The sequence below is a fragment of the Blastococcus sp. SYSU D00813 genome, assembly GCF_054050735.1.
The window spans coordinates 43,129-61,673 of record NZ_JBJGZX010000027.1; the positions used below are offsets into that span (position 1 = coordinate 43,129).

At 75.5% G+C, this 18,545-nt stretch carries 18 protein-coding genes; 6 read left to right on the forward strand and 12 right to left on the reverse strand.

Going from position 1 to position 18,545, the window contains the following annotated elements:
• The 6 genes from ACI8AX_RS17165 to ACI8AX_RS17190 all read right to left on the reverse strand — a co-directional run bounded on the left by ACI8AX_RS17165 (position 1) and on the right by ACI8AX_RS17190 (position 5,481).
• Complete coding sequence (locus ACI8AX_RS17165; RefSeq protein WP_456551052.1) at positions 1–1,251, reverse strand: geranylgeranyl reductase family protein; 1,251 nt, start codon at positions 1,249–1,251, stop codon at positions 1–3.
• 12 nt (positions 1,252–1,263) lie between these two features.
• A complete protein-coding gene (locus ACI8AX_RS17170) occupies positions 1,264–1,926 on the reverse strand; it encodes a maleylpyruvate isomerase N-terminal domain-containing protein (RefSeq protein ID WP_456551053.1) in 663 nt (220 codons plus the stop codon).
• A gap of 20 nt (positions 1,927–1,946) precedes the next feature.
• On the reverse strand, positions 1,947–2,549 hold the full coding sequence (locus ACI8AX_RS17175) for a hypothetical protein (protein ID WP_456551054.1): 603 nt from the start codon (positions 2,547–2,549) through the stop codon (positions 1,947–1,949).
• Positions 2,550–2,670: 121 nt separating this feature from the next.
• Entirely contained in the window at positions 2,671–3,570 is a 900-nt protein-coding gene (locus ACI8AX_RS17180; RefSeq protein ID WP_456551055.1) for an ABC transporter permease, read from the reverse strand.
• Positions 3,560–4,372, reverse strand: a complete 813-nt coding sequence (locus ACI8AX_RS17185) for an ABC transporter ATP-binding protein (RefSeq protein WP_456551056.1) — start codon at positions 4,370–4,372, stop codon at positions 3,560–3,562. Before ACI8AX_RS17185 ends, ACI8AX_RS17180 begins: the two co-directional genes overlap by 11 nt.
• Before the next feature lie 20 nt (positions 4,373–4,392).
• Positions 4,393–5,481 carry an ABC transporter substrate-binding protein gene (locus ACI8AX_RS17190; protein ID WP_456551057.1) on the reverse strand — a complete coding sequence of 363 codons (1,089 nt, stop codon included), beginning with the start codon at positions 5,479–5,481 and terminating at the stop codon, positions 4,393–4,395.
• Between the two features lie 434 nt (positions 5,482–5,915).
• Here ACI8AX_RS17190 and ACI8AX_RS17195 point away from each other — a divergent pair, with 434 nt between their 5' ends.
• Both ACI8AX_RS17195 and ACI8AX_RS17200 read left to right on the forward strand, forming a co-directional pair.
• Complete coding sequence (locus ACI8AX_RS17195) at positions 5,916–6,485, forward strand: AMIN-like domain-containing (lipo)protein (RefSeq protein WP_456551058.1); 570 nt, start codon at positions 5,916–5,918, stop codon at positions 6,483–6,485.
• Between the two features lie 200 nt (positions 6,486–6,685).
• Positions 6,686–7,258, forward strand: a complete 573-nt coding sequence (locus tag ACI8AX_RS17200) for an AMIN-like domain-containing (lipo)protein (RefSeq protein WP_456551059.1) — start codon at positions 6,686–6,688, stop codon at positions 7,256–7,258.
• 45 nt (positions 7,259–7,303) lie between these two features.
• Here the strand turns inward: ACI8AX_RS17200 and ACI8AX_RS17205 are convergent, their stop codons facing one another.
• Together ACI8AX_RS17205 and mca are read right to left on the reverse strand one after the other, a co-directional pair.
• Positions 7,304–7,621, reverse strand: a complete 318-nt coding sequence (locus ACI8AX_RS17205) for a hypothetical protein (RefSeq protein ID WP_456551060.1) — start codon at positions 7,619–7,621, stop codon at positions 7,304–7,306.
• On the reverse strand, positions 7,618–8,505 hold the full coding sequence (mca, locus tag ACI8AX_RS17210; protein WP_456551061.1) for a mycothiol conjugate amidase Mca: 888 nt from the start codon (positions 8,503–8,505) through the stop codon (positions 7,618–7,620). Before mca ends, ACI8AX_RS17205 begins: the two co-directional genes overlap by 4 nt.
• Positions 8,506–8,710: 205 nt before the next feature.
• On the opposite strand from mca, the gene greA reads away from it, so the two are divergent.
• Together greA and ACI8AX_RS17220 are read left to right on the forward strand one after the other, a co-directional pair.
• Positions 8,711–9,211 carry a transcription elongation factor GreA gene (gene greA / locus ACI8AX_RS17215; protein ID WP_456551062.1) on the forward strand — a complete coding sequence of 167 codons (501 nt, stop codon included), beginning with the start codon at positions 8,711–8,713 and terminating at the stop codon, positions 9,209–9,211.
• Between the two features lie 23 nt (positions 9,212–9,234).
• Positions 9,235–9,555: an RNHCP domain-containing protein gene (locus tag ACI8AX_RS17220; RefSeq protein WP_456551063.1), complete on the forward strand. Its 321-nt coding sequence runs from the start codon at positions 9,235–9,237 to the stop codon at positions 9,553–9,555.
• 149 nt (positions 9,556–9,704) lie between these two features.
• Here the strand turns inward: ACI8AX_RS17220 and ACI8AX_RS17225 are convergent, their stop codons facing one another.
• The 4 genes from ACI8AX_RS17225 to ilvA all read right to left on the reverse strand — a co-directional run bounded on the left by ACI8AX_RS17225 (position 9,705) and on the right by ilvA (position 14,949).
• Positions 9,705–11,744, reverse strand: coding sequence for a M3 family metallopeptidase (locus tag ACI8AX_RS17225; RefSeq protein ID WP_456551064.1), 2,040 nt, complete (start codon positions 11,742–11,744; stop codon positions 9,705–9,707).
• Between the two features lie 58 nt (positions 11,745–11,802).
• The gene (locus tag ACI8AX_RS17230) at positions 11,803–12,609 is read right to left on the reverse strand and encodes an ABC transporter permease (protein WP_456551065.1); all 807 of its coding nucleotides are present in this window, start codon (positions 12,607–12,609) and stop codon (positions 11,803–11,805) included.
• On the reverse strand, positions 12,606–13,622 hold the full coding sequence (locus tag ACI8AX_RS17235) for an ATP-binding cassette domain-containing protein (RefSeq protein WP_456551066.1): 1,017 nt from the start codon (positions 13,620–13,622) through the stop codon (positions 12,606–12,608). Before ACI8AX_RS17235 ends, ACI8AX_RS17230 begins: the two co-directional genes overlap by 4 nt.
• A 106-nt stretch (positions 13,623–13,728) precedes the next feature.
• Positions 13,729–14,949 carry a threonine ammonia-lyase gene (gene ilvA / locus ACI8AX_RS17240; RefSeq protein WP_456551067.1) on the reverse strand — a complete coding sequence of 407 codons (1,221 nt, stop codon included), beginning with the start codon at positions 14,947–14,949 and terminating at the stop codon, positions 13,729–13,731.
• An 81-nt stretch (positions 14,950–15,030) separates the two neighbouring features.
• On the opposite strand from ilvA, the gene ACI8AX_RS17245 reads away from it, so the two are divergent.
• Both ACI8AX_RS17245 and ACI8AX_RS17250 read left to right on the forward strand, forming a co-directional pair.
• Entirely contained in the window at positions 15,031–16,497 is a 1,467-nt protein-coding gene (locus tag ACI8AX_RS17245) for a sigma 54-interacting transcriptional regulator (protein ID WP_456551068.1), read from the forward strand.
• A gap of 1 nt (position 16,498) precedes the next feature.
• Positions 16,499–18,478 carry a VWA domain-containing protein gene (locus tag ACI8AX_RS17250; protein ID WP_456551069.1) on the forward strand — a complete coding sequence of 660 codons (1,980 nt, stop codon included), beginning with the start codon at positions 16,499–16,501 and terminating at the stop codon, positions 18,476–18,478.
• Positions 18,479–18,545: the final 67 nt, after the last annotated feature.

Consider the following 18,545-nt stretch of genomic DNA (forward strand, 5'->3'; position numbering starts at 1 on the left):
TCAGCTGAACGGACGGCGGTCGTCGAACCGGACCGAGCCCCGGCCCGCGGCGCGCCACAACCGCGCGACGACGTCGCGGTCGGCGTCGGTGACCAGGTTGCCCATCACGCGCAGCGCCACCGTCATCAGCGCCCGCGAGCGCATGCCCACCGGCCCGGCGGCGGGCAGGAAGCGCGGCACCGTGAGCAGGCCGGCCAGGCGCCGGGCGATGGAGAAGGCCTCCCCGTAGTGCCGGCGCAGGGTCGCCGGCCACGCGTGCGTCCAGTCCGGCTCGCCGAACAGGTCGACGACGGTCCGGCCGGTCTCCAGCCCGTAGTCGATGCCCTCGCCGTTGAGCGGGTTGACGCAGCCGGCGGCGTCCCCGACCAGCGCCCAGTTCCGACCCGCCACACCGGAGACGGCGCCGCCCATGGGCAGCAGCGCCGAGGCAGGCGCCCGCACCGGGCCCTCCAGCTGCCAGTCCTCGCGGCGGGAGGCGGCGTAGGCGTCGAGCAGCGGCCGCAGCTGCACCCCGGCCGGCCGGCGCGCGGTGGCCAGCGTGCCGACGCCGATGTTCACCTCGCCCGCGGCGGCGCCCAGCGGGAAGACCCAGCCGTAGCCGGACAGGAGCTCCCCCGCCGTGCCGCGCAGCTCCAGGTGCGAGGAGATCCACTCGTCGTCGGCGCGGCCGGAGGGCAGGTAACCCCGCGCGGCGACCCCGTAGGCGGTGTCCCGGTGCCACTCGCGGCCGAGCACGCGGCCCAGCGGCGAGCGGACGCCGTCGGCCACCACCAGCCGCTCGCAGCCGACGGTCACCGGCCCGGCGGCGGTCTCGAGCACCACGCCGGTCACCCGGTCGCCGTCCCGTTCGACGTCCACGGCCCGGGCGCCCTCCAGCGGCGTCGCGCCCGCCTCGAGCGCGCACCCCCGGATCCGCGCGTCCAGCTCCGTGCGCGGCACCGCGCTGCCGTGGTCGGGGAACTCCCCGCCGGGCCAGGGCAGCTGCCACTCCTGGCCGAAGCCGGCCGCGCGCAGCCCGCGGTTGCGGGCCCGCGACCGCGCCCAGTCGCCCAGACCGAGGCGGTCCAGCTCGGCGATGGCCCGCGGGGTCAGCCCGTCGCCGCAGGCCTTGTCCCGCGGGAAGACGGCGGCATCGGCCAGCACCACCTCGTGGCCGGCCCGCGCCGCCCAGGCGGCGGCCGCCGAGCCCGCCGGTCCGGCGCCGACGACCAGCACGTCGGTGGTGGACGGCGGGACGACGGCGCTGCTCACCGCCCCAGTGTCCTATCCGAACAGCGGGAGCCGGTCGGCCGCCTCGCCCAGCACCGCCCGGTCGGCCGCGGACAGCGGTTCGCGACCGGTGCCGCGGCGGGCGGCGGTGGCGTCGTCCCAGGCCTCCGGCAGGGCCCGGCCGAGCAGTTCCTCGAGCACCCGGCGGACCTCGGCCAGCGGCCCGGCGGCCGGTCCCGGCCGGTCCAGGTGGGCCACCAGGTCCAGGTGGTGGACGGCGGCCTCCACCACGAGCGAGGAGAGCAGGTCGGAGACGGTCAGGACGTGGCCCTGCGTCGTGACGAGGTCCCCGGCGTCGACGCGGCCGGCCGAGACGAGGACGGCGGCGGTCGTCTCGGCGTAGGGCCCGCGGATGGCCGGCAACCCACCCGTCACGCTCGCCGAGACGCGGGTCGCCCACAGGTCCCGGCCGTCGTCCTCCGCGGCCGGCTGCCACGCCCGCCAGTAGCCGACGGCGTCGGTGGTCGCCGGGCCCGCCGCGGGCGTGGACAGCGCCACCAGCCCGCGGCGGGCGTCGGCCAGCACGTGCCAGCCGAGGTCCACCGGCGTCCACCCGGCACAGCCGGTGGGGCGCCACTGCTCCTCCGGCGTCAGGTCGGCCAGCAGGCGGGCGAGGTCGCCGTAGGCGATGGCCAGGAGATCGAGCGGCGGGGGCACCCGGTCAGCGTGCCCGACGGTCAGTCCGCCCGCGGCCCGCGCGCCCGGACCTCCTCGACCGCGGTCATCGCCTCCCGCAGCTCGGTGAGCCACGCGTCGGCGTTGCGCCCGACCAGCCGCACCGCCCACGCCAGCGCCTCGGAGCGCGACCGGGCCACCCCGGCGTCGACCAGCGTGTCGAGCACCAGCCGCTCGGGCTGGCGCAGCCGGGTCATCACCGGCACCGACAGCGTGGTGAACAGCTCGCGGACGTCGCCGCAGACCGCTCCCCAGGCGACCGACCGCCCGTAGCGGTCCTGGGCGGCGTCGGCGATCGCCATCCGCTGCTCGCGGGTGTCCTCGCGGAACCGGGCGATGCGGCCGGCCCGGGCGGCCGCGGCGTCGCCCTCCCCGGCGTCGGGCTCGGGCAGCCGGCCGACCACGGTGATCTCGTCGCGGTCGACCACGAGCTCCACGGGGTCGGTGAACCAGCCGTCGGGCAGCCGACCGGCGAACCAGCCGGCGACCTCGGCGCGCTCGACCGGCGGCGGCGCCTCCTGGCCGCGGCCGCGACCCGGTCCCCGGCCGCGGCCCCAGGACCCGCGGCCGCCGAACGCGGCGTCGGCGAAGCGGTGTGCGTGCATGACGGCCTCCTCGTGGTGGTGTGGTGATTACACGCTTACACGGTAGGCCTCTCAGCGGGGGCGCGACAGGGCGCGGGTTCCGCCCTGGGTGGACGGGACCCGCGCCCTGTGGTGTCCGGGGTCAGCGGACGGTGAGCCCCCGGCGCACCAGCACCCGCCGCTCCAGCGGCGCGAAGACGAGGAGCTCGATCGCGATGCCCACGGCCAGGATCAGCGCGATCGACGTGATGACCAGCGACATCTGCGACAGCTCGCGCCCCAGGTTGAGCAGCTGCCCGAGCCCCTGCCCCAGCTGAGGCGAGTAGGTGATGAGCTCGGCGGCCATCAGCGACCGCCAGGCGAACGCCCACCCCTGCCGCAGGCCACCGAGGTACCCCGGCAGCGCCGCGGGCAGCAGCACGTGCCGCGTGCGGCCCAGCGCGGACAGCCCGAGCACCCGGCCGACCCGGTCGAACAGCGGCGGGACCTGCTTCATGCCGCTGAGCAGGCCGTTGGCGATCGAGGGGACGGCGCCCAGGAGGACCACCGTGTAGATCGCCGCGTCGGTCAGCCCGAACCAGATGATCGCCGCCGGGACCCAGGCGACCGAGGGCAGGCTCTGCAACCCGCTGACGATCGGGCCGATCGCCGCCCGCAGCCACCGGCCCCACCACATGGCCAGGCCGAGCAGCGTGCCGATGACGAGGGAGAGCCCGAAGCCGACGGCGCCGCGGCTGAGGCTCGTCCAGATCGCCTCGACGGCCCGGCCGTCGGTCACCGACTCCCAGAAGACCTCGGCGACGTCGGCCGGCGAGGGCAGCGCGTACGACGGCTTGACCTCGGAGACGTAGGCCAGCTGCCAGACGCCGACCAGCGCGGCGAGGAAGGCGACCGGCGGGAGCACCGAGCGGACGAACCGCCGGCCCGGCCCGGGGCCGGGAGGCAGCGTCGCCGAGGTGTCGAGGGCGTCGAGGCCGGCCTCGAGGGCCCGGGTGCCGTCGGCTGCCGGCCGCCCGGCCGGGGTCTGGGTGCTAGTTGCCATGGCGGCTGATCTCCCGGTGCAGCTCGGCGGTGATCTCGGCGGCGAGCTCGCTGACCCCCGGCGACTCGATGGTCCGCGGCTGGGTCAGGTCGACCCGCCACTCCCGCACGATGCGGCCGGGCCGCGAGCCCATGAGCACGACCCGCGTCCCCAGCCGGACGGCCTCGCGCACGTTGTGCGTCACGAAGACGACCGACAGCTGCTGCTCGGCCCAGATCCGGGCCAGCTCCAGGTGCAGCACGTCGCGGGTGATGGCGTCCAGCGCGGCGAAGGGCTCGTCCATCAGCAGCACCGAGCTGTCCTGTGCCAGGGCGCGGGCGAGGGCCACGCGCTGCCGCATGCCCCCCGACAGCTCGTGCACCCGCTTGCCGCCGTGCTCGGCGAGGTTCACCAGCGACAGCAGCCGCCCGGCCTCGGCCCGCCGCTCGGCGCGGCCGACGCCGCGCGCCTTGAGCGCGAGCTCGACGTTGCCGCTGGCGGTCAGCCAGGGCAGGAGGGCCGGCTCCTGGAACATCAGGGCCGGCCGCCGGGCGCTGACCTGCACGTCCCCGACCGTGGGCTCGACGAGCCCGGCGACCAGGTTGAGCAGCGTCGACTTGCCGCAGCCCGACGCCCCGACCAGGCAGACGAACTCGCCCGGCGCCACGGTCAGATCGACGCCGTCGAGCACCGGCGGGCGGCCGCGCTCGAAGACCTGAAACACCCCGGTGACCCGCACGGCGGCGGACGGGGACGGCGCCGCGGCGCCCTCCCCTCCGGGCTGCACCCGGGGGGACTCGGCGATGAGCTGCCTGCTGGTCATGGGTGCCTCCCTGACGCGGGTCAGGCCTCGCCCAGGCCGCCGGCGTCGACCGGCTCCAGGTCGAGGCCCGACAGGACGGAGTTGAGCGGGCGGAGGTCGTAGATGCCGTCGATGTCGACGAGCTCCTCGGTGGTGCCGGCGTCGAAGCCGTGCTGCGCCGACTCCTCGAGCGTGGCGGCCAGCGGGTCCCACGTGACGGTGAGGTTGCTCCACGCCCGGTCGAGGACGGCGGCGTCGAGCGCGGAGCTGCCCGCGGCCTCGAGCCCCGCGTTGACGGCGCCCTGGGCGGCCTCCGGGTCCCCGGTGGCCAGCTGGACGGCGGCGACGTGGCCGCGCAGCAGCGCCTCGACGGTCTCCGGGTTCTCCTCGAGGTACTCGGTCCGGACGATGATGTTGGTAGTCACGAACTGGCCGTCGGGCCACAGGTCGCGCTCGTCGACCAGCACCTGGGCGCCGGCCTCGAGCACCAGGCGGGAGGCCCACGGCTCGGGCAGCCACGCGCCGTCGATGTCGCCGGACTGGAAGAGCGCGAGGGTGTCGGCGTTCGCCGTCGGGGCGATCGTCACGTCGCCACCGCCCTCGATGCTGTTCTCCAGGCCCTCCTCGGTGAGCCAGGTGCGCAGCGCGACGTCCTGGGTGTTGCCGAGCTGCGGGGTCGCCAGCGTCGTCCCCTCCAGGTCCTCCGGGGAGTCGATGCCCTCGCGGACGACGAGCTGGGCGCCGCCCGACGCGGCACCGGAGACGATCCGGACGGCGTCGCCGTCGCTCTGCCCGTAGGCGTTGATCGCGGGGCTCGGGCCGATGTACGCGGCGTCGAGGGCGCCGGCGAAGACCGCCTCGACCACGTCGGGGCCGGCGTTGAACACCTGCGTGGAGAGCTCGGTGTCCCCGAGCTCGGCCTCGAACAGCCCCTCCTGCACGCCGATCAGCGCGGCGGCGTGCGTGACGTTGGCGAAGTAGCCGAGGCGGAGCTCGGCAGCGGCGCCCGAGCCGGCCGAGCTGCCCGGGTCGCTGCCCGGGTCGTCGTCGCCGCAGGCCGCGAGGGCGAGGGCGAGCGGCACGAGGGCCAGCAGTGAGGTGGCGCGGCGGGTCCTGCGGTGGGGGGTCATGGGTCCTCGTCTGGGGGGAGGGCGCGCGGCGACGACGGGAGCCACGGGGCGCACGTCGACGGACCGCGCGCCCGGAGATGGGTGGGGACGGCGGTGTCAGGCCGCCGTACAGAGAGCGCTGCTCAGCCAGCCGTGGTCCACGTGGCGGCAGGCCACGAGCAGGGGCAGCGGAGGCATGGGCGGAAAGATAACCCACACCATCCCCACCATGTCAGTAGGGTTTGCCACGGACCTGGCGCCGGGGCACCTCGAGCCCCCGAACCCGTCCTGGCGAACCTCGACAGCCACACGGGTGATCAGCCGATCACAGCAGCAACACCTTGCCAACCAACGCGCCGGTCTTTCGTCGGTCCTGGACATCACGAGGCCTTGTTGCTAGTCGGCGCGTCGGCGGACTCTGCCCGTCGTCCGATCCACATCACCCGGAGGTCGCCATGTCCCCGCGTCCCGCCCGCACCGCCCGCCGCCTCGCCGCCGCCCTCGTCGGGGGTGCCGCCCTGGGGGTGACCGTCCTCGCCGGCCCGGCGTCGGCGGCCCCCGCCTGCGCCACCGCCTGGGGCTCGACGCCCGAGATCGCGAGCGGCCCGGGTACCGGCGCCGTCGACGAGATCCGCACCGGTCAGCACGCCTGCTTCGACCGGATCGTCATCGACGTCGACGGCGCCTACGGCGATCCGATCGGGTACCGGGTGGAGTACGTCGACCAGGTCACCCACGACTCGTCGGGGGCGGTCGTCCCGCTGCGCGGCAACGCCGACCTGCGGATCGTCGTCACCAACCCCGCGTACGAGGGCGGGACCGCCACCTACGACCCCGCGAACGACGCCGAGGCCGAGAACGTGGCCGGCTACCGCGCCCTGCGGCAGGTGGCGTGGGCCGGGTCGTCCGAGGGGGTCAGCAGCATCGGGGTCGGCGTCCGCGCCCGGCTGCCGTACCGGGTGACGGTCCTGCCCGGGCCCGGCGACGACGCCCGCCTCGTCGTGGACGTCGCCCACACCTGGTGAGCACGGGTCCGGGCGCCGCCTCCCGCAGGCGGCGTCCGGGCCCCGGTCCGGCCGGTCCCCGGCCGGCCGGGCAGGTGGGAGGAGCGGGCGGACGTCGTCCCCCGCGACCGCACGGGGTCCCGCCTCCCGCGCGACGGCGCCCGTCCGCCGCCGTCGTCGGAGTCCAGGACACAGCACCACCCGCCTCCGAGGAGGCAGCCATGTCCCGTCCCCGCATCCTCCGTGTCCTCGGCGCCCTGGTCGGCGCCGCCGCCCTCTCCCTGACCCTCCTGACCGGCACGGCGTCGGCGGCGCCCTTCTGCGGTCAGGTCTGGGGCTCCACACCGGAGCACTCCGACCACCACGACCGGGAGCGACTGCTCGACGTCCGGTCCGGCCAGCACGCCTGCTTCGACCGCCTGGTGCTCGACCTCGGCGGGGAGGACGCGACGTTCGGCTCGTACGACGTCCGCTACGTCTCCTCGGTCAGCATGGACGGCTCGGGCACGCCGGTCCCCGTCCGGGGCGGCGCCGTCCTGCAGGTGGTCGTGCACGCGCCCGCCCACGACGACGAGGGCCGGCCGACGTACAGCCCGGGCAACCCCCGGGAGCTGGTCGCCGTCGGCGGCTACGCCACCTTCCGCCAGGTCGCCTGGGCCGGGTCGTTCGAGGGGCAGACGACCCTGGCCCTCGGCGTCCGCGCCCGGTTGCCGTTCCGCGTGTTCGCCCTCGCGGGCACGCCGGACAGCGACCACACCCCGCGGCTGGTGATCGACGTCGCCCACCGCTGGTGAGCGCACCGGCCGGTCCGGGCGGGAACGCCCGGGCCGGCCGCCCGCTCAGCCGCGGCCGGCCGGGCCCGGGTCGTCGTCGCGCGGCGGCTCGATCGCCCGCGGCGCCCGCCGGAGGGTGTCGAGCAGGTCCTCGCCCGGGGCGTCCCGGCGGTCCTCGACCAGCTCGGCGGGGGTGTCGGGGACGACGACGTCGCGCTCCTCACCCTCGACCGTGTCGAAGCTCGCCGGCACCCGCTTGAGGTGCCGGGTCATCGAGCGGACCAGGAAGCCGACGGCGATGAGCCCCAGCACGAGCAGGAGCAGGCCGAAGGGCCCGGACTTGCCGACGTCCTCGGGGACGTCGGTGGCCGCCCACAGGATCATCGGACCGTCACCTCGCTGCGGATCCCGGCGAACAGGTCGTCCTCGGGCAGCGGCGAGTCGACCAGCGAGCGGGCCAGCTCGTAGTCCTCGGTCGGCCAGACGCGCTGCTGCAGGTCCATCGGGACGGCGAACCAGCGCCCGGTCGGGTCGATCTGCGTGGCGTGCGCGATGAGGGCGGCGTCCCGGACCGGGAAGTACTCGGCGCACGGCACGCGGGTGGTCACCCGGTGGGAGATGTCGTGCTCGGGGTCCCAGTTCTCCAGCCACTCGGCGTACGGGGACTCCCCGCCCGAGGCGAGCACCGCCTCGTGCAGCGCGCGTGTGCGGGGCAGCGTGAAGCTCATGTGGTAGTAGAGCTTGCTCGGCTGCCAGGGCTCCCCGAGCTCGGGGTAGCGGTCCGGGTCGCCGGCGGCCTCGAAGGCGTGCACCGAGATCTCGTGGGTCTTGATGTGGTCCGGGTGCGGGTAGCCGCCGCGCTCGTCGTAGGTCGTGATGACGTGCGGGCGGAAGCGGCGGATCAGCTCGACGAGCGGGGCCGCGGCCTCCTCGACCGGCACGAGCGCGAAGCAGCCCTCGGGCAGCGGCGGGAGCGGGTCGCCCTCCGGCAGCCCGGAGTCGGTGAAGCCGAGGAACTCCTGCTCGACGCCGAGGATCTCCCGGGCGCGGGACATCTCCTCGACGCGGATCTGCGGCAGCCGCTCCCACACCTCGGGCTGGTCGAGCGCCGGGTTGAGCACCGAGCCGCGCTCTCCGCCGGTGCACGTGGCCACCAGGACGCGCGCGCCCTCGGCGACGTACTTGGCCATCGTCGCGGCGCCCTTGCTCGACTCGTCGTCGGGGTGGGCGTGCACGGCGAGCAGCCGGAGCTGGTCTGCGTCGGTCACCCGACCATCATCCCCCGCTCCGCGGAGGTGCCGCCGCCGACCGGCACCCCAACGGGTGTGGTGTGCCGCGCGTCACGCCGTCATCGGGTACGTTCCGGAACTCCGCCGACGCGCACACCGGCTCTCGGGCCGGTGTTAGCTTGGTGGATCACCCAGCGCGCCGTCCGACCGGGCGGTGTCCCCCGAGCCGCAGGAGTACCCCCGCGTGACCACCCCCACTGAGAACGAGCAGGGCATCTGGCTGACCCAGGAGGCCCACGACCGGCTGAAGGCCGAGCTCGACCAGCTGGTGGCGAACCGCCCGGCCATGGCCGCCGAGATCAACGCCCGCCGCGAGGAGGGCGACCTCAAGGAGAACGGCGGCTACCACGCGGCCAAGGAGGAGCAGGGCAAGCAGGAGGGGCGCATCCGGCAGCTCACCGACCTGCTCCGCAAGGCGCACGTCGGCGACGCACCGACCGAGGCCACGCACGCGGTCACCGGCACGGTCATCACCATCCGGTTCCAGGGGGACGACGAGACCGAGAAGTTCCTCCTCGGGTCGCGCGAGATCGCCGGCACCACGGGGCTGACCGTCTACTCGCCGGAGTCGGCGCTGGGCGCGGCCATCCTCGGTGCGGCACCGGGCGCGACGGTGACCTACCAGGCGCCCAACGGCCGGGACATCACGGTCGACGTCGTCGCCGTCGAGCCCTTCGTCCCCTGACGGGACGCACCCCGGACCTGCGCATGGCGCGCTCGCGACGGGCGGAGAACACCGGCTTCGAGTGCGGGTACTGCCACTCGGCGGTGCCGGCGAACACCGACGGGCACTACCGCAACCACTGCCCGTACTGCCTGTGGTCGCTGCACGTCGACGACCTGCCCGGCGACCGCGCCAGCGAGTGCCGGGAGCTCATGGAGCCGATCGGCCTGGTGGAGAAGTCGGGCAAGGGCTGGCAGGTGGTGCACCGCTGCACGGCGTGCGGCCACCGCCAGCCCAACCGGCTCGTCCGCGAGGGCGACGCCCCCGACGACCTCGACCTGGTGCTGCGGCTCCCCTGGCTCTGACGCCGCGGTCCGGTCCCCTGTGACGCGGCCGGTCGCGAGCGCTTCCCCGACGGCGAGGTCCCGGAGCACGTCGACGAGCTCCACCCGTAGCGGGCCGCCGGCTGCTGCCGCTCGTCACGCCCGACGAGGGCCCGGCCGGGGCCTGACCGTCAGGCGGCCAGACCCCGACGGCGCAGGAGCGGGGCCGGGTCGGCGTCACGGCCGCGGACGGCGCGGAAGGCGTCCAGCGGGTCGACCGAGCCGCCGACGGAGAGCAGCCGCTGCCGGAAGACGTCGCCGTTCTCGCGGCGCAGCCCGCCGTTCTCCCTGAACCACTCCACCGTGTCGGCGTCGAGCACCTCCGACCAGATGTAGGAGTAGTAGCCGGCCGCGTAGCCCCCGGCGAAGACGTGCTGGAAGTACGTCGTCCGGTAGCGCGGCGGCACCAGGTCGGAGGCGACGCCGGCGGCCTCCAGCGCCCGGCGCTCGAACTCCGCCGGGTCGCCGATCTCGGTCTCCGGGGTGATCCGGTGCCAGGCCTGGTCGAGCAGCGTGGCCGCGAGGTACTCCAGGGTCGCGAAGCCCTCGCCCCACAGCGCCGCCGCGTCGAGCGCCGAGACGACCTCGGCCGGCAGCGGCTCCCCGGTGTCGACGTGCCGGGCGTAGTGGTCGCGGACCTCGGGCCACATCGCCCACATCTCGTTGACCTGGCTGGGGAACTCGACGAAGTCGCGCGGGACGGCGGTGCCGGCGAACCGCGGATAGGTGACCGCCGAGCTGAGCGCGTGCAGCGCGTGCCCGAACTCGTGGAAGAGCGTGTCGACCTCGGTGAGGGTCAGCAGCGTGGGCTGCCCGTCGGCCGCGCGGGTGACGTTCAGGTTGTTGACGACGACGGGCCGGGTGCCCAGCAGGCCCGACTGCGAGACGAAGCTGCTCATCCACGCCCCTCCGCGCTTGCCCTCGCGCGCGGAGAAGTCGCCCAGGTACAGGCCGACGGCGTCCCCGTCGGCGTCGGTCACCTCCCACACGCGGACGTCGGGGTGGTACCCGGCCAGCTCAGGCCGCGGGGTGAACCGGTAGCCGTAGAGCAGCTCCGCGGCGTGGAAGACGCCGTCGACGAGGACCCGGTCCAGCTCGAGGTACGGGCGCAGCGCGGCGGTGTCGACGGCGTAGCGCTCGGCCCGCACCCGCTCGCTGTAGTAGGCCCAGTCCCAGGCGGCCAGCTCGACGCCGTCGGCCGCCGCCGCCTCGGCCAGGACGGCGGCCTCGGCGCGGGCGTTGGCGGCCGAGGGGCCGACCATCGAGGTGAGCATCGCGTCGACGGCCTCGGCGCTGCCCGCGGTCTGGTCGGCCAGCACCAGGTCGGCGTGGGTGTCGAAGCCCAGCAGCCTCGCCCGTTCGGCTCGCAGGCGGGCGATGCGGACGGCGACCGGCCCGTTGTCGTGCTCGCCGCCGGACGCGCGGGACAGCGAGGCCTCGAGCACCCGCCGGCGCAGCTCCCGGTTCCGCAGCTTGCCCAGCACCGGCTGCCCGGTCGGCAGCACCAGGGTGAGCAGGTACCCCTCGACACCCCGGTCGGCGGCCGCCCGCGCGGCGGCGGCGACCTCCTCCTCGCCCAGCCCGTCGAGCTCGGCGACGTCGTCCACGCGGACGGCGGCGGCCTCGGTGGCGGCCTGCAGGTTCTGCGCGAAGGTGGTCGACAGCTCCGACAGCGCGGAGTTGAGCTCGGTGAGCCGCGCCCGGCCGGCCTCGTCCAGGCGGGCACCGGCCAGCACGAAGTCGAGGTGGTAGCGCTCGACCAGCCGCAGCGACTCGGGATCCAGGCCGGCGGTTCCCCGGCCGGCGTGGACGGCGTCGATGCGGGCGAACAGGGCCGGGTCGAGCCGGATGGCGTCGGAGTGCGCCGACTGCAGCGGCGCCAGCTCCCGCTCGATCTCGCGCAGCCGCGGCGTGGACACCGACGACGACAGGTTGCCGAACACCGCCCCCGCCCGGCGCAGCAGCCGGCCGGAGCGCTCCAGCGCCACCACGGTGTTCTCGAACGTCGGCGGCTCGGCCGCGCCGGTGATCGCGGCGACCTCGGCCCGCTGCTCGGCCATGCCGGCCAGGACGGCCTCGCGGCAGTGCTCGAGCGTGATGTCGGCGAACGGCGGCAGGCCGAACGGCAGCGGGGAGGGGGACAGCAGCGGGTTCGACTCGTCGGCGCTCATCGCCGCCGATTCTGCTCCCCGCCGCCCGCGCCCTCCCCGCGCCGCCCCCGGCGACGGTTCAGCGGCTCGCGGTGCGGCCGTACAGGCGCACGGCCAGCGGCACGAAGACCGCCAGGAAGCCGGCGGTCCACAGCAGCGTGTAGAGCACCGGGTTCTGCAGCGACCACGCGTCGGACGTCGGCGCGCCCGGCACCGTGTTGCCGAACAGCTCGCGGGCGGCCTGGACCACCGCCGACACCGGGTTCCACTCGGCGAAGGCGCGCAGCGCGGACGGGAAGCTCTCCAGCGGCACGAAGGTGTTGGCCACGAACGTCAGCGGGAAGATCACGATGAAGCTCGCGTTGTTCACCACCTCGGGCGTGCGGACCAGCAGCCCGACCACGGCCATCAGCCAGCTGATCGCGTAGGCGAACACCAGCAGCACGAGGAAGCCGCCGACGGCCTCCCCCACCGAGCTGTTGATCCGCCAGCCCACCAGCAGGCCGGTCACCGCCATCACCAGGATCGAGATGGCGTTGAGCCCGAGGTCGGCGACCGTCCGGCCGATCAGCACCGCCGACCGCGACATCGGCAGCGACCGGAACCGGTCGATCAGCCCCTTCTGCAGGTCCTCGGCCAGGCTGGCGCCGGTCGTGGTGCTCCCGAAGACCACGGTCTGGGCGAAGATCCCCGGCAGCAGGAACTCCGCGTAGCTCACGTCGCCGGGCACGTTGATCGCGCCGCCGAAGACATAGCGGAACAGCAGCACGAACATGATCGGCGACAGCGTCGCGAACACGATCAGGTCGGGCACGCGCTTGACCTTGATCAGGTTGCGGCGGGTGATGGTGACGCTGTCGGAGACGACGGCGGACAGGCTGCTCATCGGGCACTCCCGGCGGTGGTGGCGGGCTCGGGCGCGGCGGGTTCGCCGTTCTCGGCGGCCTCGTCGGCGGCGCGGCCGGTGAGGGTGAGGAAGACGTCGTCGAGGTCGGGGCGGCGCAGCCCGACGTCGAGCACCTCCACCCCGCTGCCCTCCAGCCGGCGCAGCGCCTCGGCCAGCGCGTCGGTGCCGCCGCTGACCGGCACGCTCACCCGCCGGGTCTGCTCGTCGACCTGCGCCTCGCCGGCCGCGAGCGGGCGCAGCCGGTCGCGGACGCCCGCGACGTCCTCCGGGCGGGCGACGGTGAGCTCCAGCCGCTGCCCCCCGACCTGGGCCTTCAGCTCGTCGCCGGTGCCGCGGGCGATGACCCGGCCGCGGTCGATGACGACCATCGAGTCGGCCAGCCGGTCGGCCTCCTCGAGGTACTGCGTGGTGAGCAGGATCGTCGTCCCTCCGTCGGCGAGGTCGGCGATGAACTCCCACATGCCCAGCCGGCTGCGCGGGTCGAGCCCGGTGGTCGGCTCGTCGAGGAAGAGCACCCGCGGGCGGGCGATGAGCGAGGCGGCGATGTCGAGCCGGCGGCGCATGCCGCCGGAGTAGGTCTTCGCCGGCCGGGACGCCGCCGCGACCAGGTCGAAGCGCTCCAGCAGCTCCGTCGCGCGGGCCCGCGCCTCGCGCCGGCCCAGCCGGTACAGGCGCCCGACCATCTCGAGGTTCTCGAAGCCGGTCAGGTACTCGTCGACCGCGGCGTACTGGCCGGTGAGGCCGATCGCCGCGCGGACCCGGGCCGCGTCGCGGACGACGTCGAGCCCCACCACCTCGGCCCGGCCCTCGTCGGGGCGCAGCAGGGTCGTGAGGATCCGGACCACCGTCGTCTTGCCCGCCCCGTTGGGGCCCAGCAGCCCGAGGACGCTGCCCTCGGGGACCTGCAGGTCCACGCCCGCGAGCGCGGTGGTCTCGCCGAAGCGCCGGACGAGGCCCTCGACGAGGATGGCGGAGGTCGGGGACGGGTTCATGCCGGCGACGTTAGGTGTGGGGGCCGACACTTCCCGAGTCCGTTTCGCGACGGGTGGATGAACTGCATGCCCCTCCGACGCCGGCCGGCCCCCGGACTCATCGGCGTCAGGTCACCTCGACGGCCCAGCCGCCGGCACGCAGCCCCGCCAGGACCCGGTCGGCGTGGTCGGGCCCGCGGGTCTCGACGACGACGGCGACCTCGACCTCGCCCAGGTGCAGCCGCTGCGACGTCCGCTCGTGCTCGACCTCCAGCACGTTGGCCCCGCACGCCGCCAGCTCGCCGAGCACGGCCACGAGCGACCCGGGCCGGTCGGGCACGCGCAGCCGCAGGGAGAGGTAGCGCCCGGCCGCGGTCATGCCGTGCTGCACGACCTTCATCAGCAGCACCGGGTCGACGTTGCCGCCGGAGACCACGGCCACCACCGGCGGCCGGAAGGCGGCCGGGTCGGCCAGCAGGGCGGCCACGGCGGCGACCCCGGCCGGCTCGACGACGAGCTTGGCCCGCTCCAGGCAGAAGAGCAGCGCCCGCGAGAGGTCCTCCTCGGACACCGTGACGACGTCGTCCACCAGCTCCCGCACGTGGGCCAGGGTGAGCTCCCCCGGCGCGCCCACCGCGATGCCGTCGGCCATCGTCGCGGGGGCCACGAGCGGGACCGGCCGGCCGGCGGCCAGCGAGCCGGGCAGGGCCGCGGCGCCCTCGGCCTGCACCGCCACCAGCCGCACGTCGGGGCGCACCGCACGCACGGCGGCGGCCGTGCCGGACACCAGGCCGCCGCCCCCGGCCGGGACGACGACCGTGTTGACGGCGGGGCACTGCTCGAGCACCTCGAGGCCGACGGTGCCCTGGCCGGCGATCACGTCGGGGTGGTCGAAGGGGTGCACGAACACCGCGTCGGTGGCGGCGGCGTGCCCGACGGCGGCGGCCAGCGCCTCGGTCAGCGTCGCGCCGGTGAGCTCGACCGTGGCTCCGTAGCCGCGGGTCGCCGACACCTTGGGCAGCGGCGCGGACACCGGCATGAAGACCGTGGCCCGCACGCCGAGCAGCTGCGCGGCCAGCGCCACGCCCTGCGCGTGGTTGCCGGCGCTGGCGGCGACCACCCCGCGGGCCCGCTCCGCCGCGGTGAGCCGGGCGATGCGGGTGTAGGCGCCGCGGATCTTGAACGACCCCGTCCGCTGCAGGTTCTCGCCCTTGAGCCAGACCGGGCCGCCGACCCGCTGCGCCAGGGCGCGGGAGTGCTCCAGCGGCGTCCGGCGGACGACGTCGGCCAGCAGCGCCGCGGCGGCCTCGACGTCGGCTCCGGAGACGAGGGGGACGGGTGCGGGCACGGCTCCATCCTCTCCCCCGCCGCGCCCGCCGGGGGGCGCGGCCGTAGCCGCGACCACCAGCGGCGTCGTACCTTTGGCGAGGTGACGGACCCCGCCTCCACGGCACCCGCTCCCCCCGCCCCCACCACCCTCGGCGCGCTCCGCGCGAGCGGCGCCGCCTTCAAGCCCGTCAAGGCCGAGCTCCGCGCCAACCTGCTGGCGCGCCTGGCGGCCGGCGAGCCCTCCCTGCCCGGCATCGTGGGGTTCGACGACACCGTCGTCCCCGAGGTCGAGCGGGCGCTCATCGCCGGCCACGACCTCGTCCTGCTCGGCGAGCGCGGCCAGGGCAAGACCCGGCTGATCCGCACCCTGGTCGGCCTCCTCGACGAGTGGACGCCGGTGCTGGCCGGCAGCGAGCTCAACGAGCACCCGCTGCACCCGATCTCGGTCTGGGCCCACCGGCAGATCGCCGAGCACGGTGACGACACCCCGGTCAGCTGGCTGCACCGCAGCGAGCGCTTCGGCGAGAAGCTCGCCACCCCCGACACCAGCGTCGGCGACCTGATCGGGGACGTGGACCCGATCAAGGTGGCCGAGGGCCGCACCCTCGGCGACCCCGAGACGGTGCACTACGGCCTCGTGCCGCGCACCAACCGCGGCATCTTCAGCGTCAACGAGCTGCCCGACCTCGCCGAGCGCATCCAGGTGGCGCTGCTCAACGTGCTCGAGGAGCGCGACATCCAGATCCGCGGCTACCGCGTGCGGCTGCCGCTGGACCTGCTGCTGGTCGCCAGCGCCAACCCCGAGGACTACACCAACCGCGGCCGGATCATCACGCCGCTCAAGGACCGCTTCGGCACCGAGGTGCGCACGCACTACCCGATCGAGCTCGCCGACGAGATCCGGCTGCTGCACCAGGAGGCACGCACCAGCGGCCTGGGCGCACCCGCCGACATGCCGACCCTCGACACCCCGGTGGTGCCCGAGCACCTGGTGGAGATCGTCGCCCGCTTCACCCGGCTGGTCCGCGAGTCCAGCTCGGTCGACCAGCGCTCCGGGGTCAGCGCCCGGTTCGCCATCGCCGCGCTGGAGACCCTCGCCGGCTCCGCCGTCCGCCGCGCCGCCGTCGCCGGGGAGACCCGCCCGGTGGCCCGGGTGGTCGACCTGCCCGCCGTCGTCCCGGCCAGCCGGGGCAAGGTCGAGTTCGCCGACGCCGGCAGCGACCCGGACGACGACCGCGAGCTGGAGGTCCTGGAGCACCTGCTGCGCCAGGCCACCGCGCAGACGTTCCGCGCCCGCTGCGCCGGGCTGGACCTGACCGGCCTGCAGGAGCACTTCACCGGCGGCGAGACCGTCGAGTCCGGGGAGCTCGTGCCGGCCGCCGCTCTGCTCGGCCAGCTCGGCACGATCCCGAGGCTGGCGGAGCTGCTGGGCCGGCTGGGCGTGCCCGAGGGAGAGCAGTCGGCCGAGCAGGCCGCGGCCGCGGTCGAGTTCGCGCTCGAGGGCCTGTACCTCACGCGCCGGCTGGCCAAGGACACCGACGGCGCCCGCACCGTGTACGGGGCCTGACGTGGTCCGCCGGCCCGGGAGGGGCCACCGGTACGGGCGCTGGCGGGGCGGGCCCGACCCGCTCGCCCCGCCCTACGACCTGGGCGACGCCGTCGACGAGATCGGCGACTCCGTCCTGGGCGGCAGCGGGGTCAAGGAGGCGCTGCGCGAGCTGCTCCGGCGGGGCATGGCCGGCCGCCGCGGCCTGGACGACCTGCGGCGCAACGTCCGCGACCGGCTGCGGCAGGCCCGCCAGGCCGGGCGCATGGACGGCACGCTGCAGGAGGTCCGGGAGCTGCTGGAGAAGGCGCTGGACGCCGAGCGCCGCGAGCTGTTCCCCGACCCGGACGACTCCGCGCGCCTGGCCGAGGCCGAGCTCGACGCGCTGCCGCAGGACACCGCGGGCGCCGTCCGGGCGCTCAAGGACTACCCGTGGCGCAGCGACGAGGCCCGGCAGGCCTACGAGCAGATCCAGGAGACGCTGCGCCGGGAGGTGCTCGACAGCTCCTTCGCCTCCATGAAGCAGGCGCTGGAGAACGCGACCGAGCAGGACATGCAAGCCGTCCGCGACATGGTCGCCGACCTCTCGCGGCTCGTCGACGCGCACAACCGCGGCGAGGACACCGACGAGCAGTTCGAGCAGTTCATGCAGGAGCACGGCCAGTTCTTCCCCGACGACCCTCAGTCGGTCGACGAGCTCATCGACTCCCTCGCCCGCCGGGCCGCGGCGCAGGAGCGGATGATGGCCGGCCTCTCCCCCGAGCAGCGGGCCGAGCTGTCGGACCTGATGGCGCAGACCATGCAGGACATGGGCCTGGCCAGCGAGATGGCCCACCTGCAGGACGCGCTGCGGCAGGCCCGCCCCGACCTGCCGTGGGGCCAGCGCGGGCAGGTGCCCGACGGCGAACAGGCGCTCGGGCTGGGCGACGCGACCAGCGCCGTGGCGGAGCTGGCCGACCTCGAGGCGCTGTCCAACCAGCTCTCGCAGGGCTACGCCGGCGCCTCGCTGGCCGACGTCGACGAGGAGCTGCTCGAGCAGGCGCTGGGCCGCGAGGCGGTCGACGACCTCGCCGCGCTGCGCCAGCTCGAGCGCGAGCTGGAGCGGCAGGGCTACCTCAACCGCTCCGACGGCAGGCTCGAGCTCTCCCCCAAGGCGGTCCGCCGGCTGGGTGCGACGGCGCTGCGGCGGGTCTTCGCCCAGCTGGACTCGACCGGCCGCGGGGAGCACGACGTCGCCGACGCCGGTGCCGCCGGGGAGCTGACCGGCGCCTCCCGGGAGTGGCAGTTCGGCGACGAGCAGCCGCTGGACGTCGTCCGCACCGTGCGCAACGCCGTCCTCCGGACCGCCGGGGACGGGCGGGGCGACCGCGCCGTCCGCATCGCCGTCGAGGACTTCGAGGTGGTGGAGACCGAGCGGCGCACCGGCGCCGCGGTGGCCCTGCTGGTCGACCTCTCGTACTCGATGGCGCTGCGCGGGACGTGGGGCGCGGCCAAGTCGACGGCGATGGCGCTGCACTCGCTGGTGACCACCCGCTTCCCGCAGGACGCGATCCAGATCATCGGCTTCTCGTCGGTGGCCCAGGTGCTGCGGCCGGAGACCCTCGCCGAGCTGTCGGTGGACACCCTCCAGGGCACCAACCTGCAGCACGGGCTGATGCTGGCCCGCCGCTTCCTCGCCCGGCACCGGGACGCGGAGCCGGTGGTCCTCGTGGTCACCGACGGCGAGCCGACGGCGCACCTGGAGCCGGACGGGACGCCGTTCTTCTGCTGGCCGCCCATGCCGGAGACGATCGCGCGGACCGTGGCCGAGGTGGAGAAGGTGGCCCGCTCCGGCGCCACGCTCAACGTCTTCGCCCTCGACCCCGAGCCCGCGCTGGTGCACTTCGTGCACGACATCACCCAGCGCGCCGGCGGGCGCGTGTTCACCCCGGACAGCGACCGGCTGGGCGAGTACGTCGTCTCGGACTACCTGCGCGCCCGCCGCGGCCGCCGCGCCCGTTAGCGGTGTGGGGGGGGGGGGGGGGGGGGGGGGGGGGGGGGGGGGGCGGGGGGGGGGGGGGGGGGGGGGG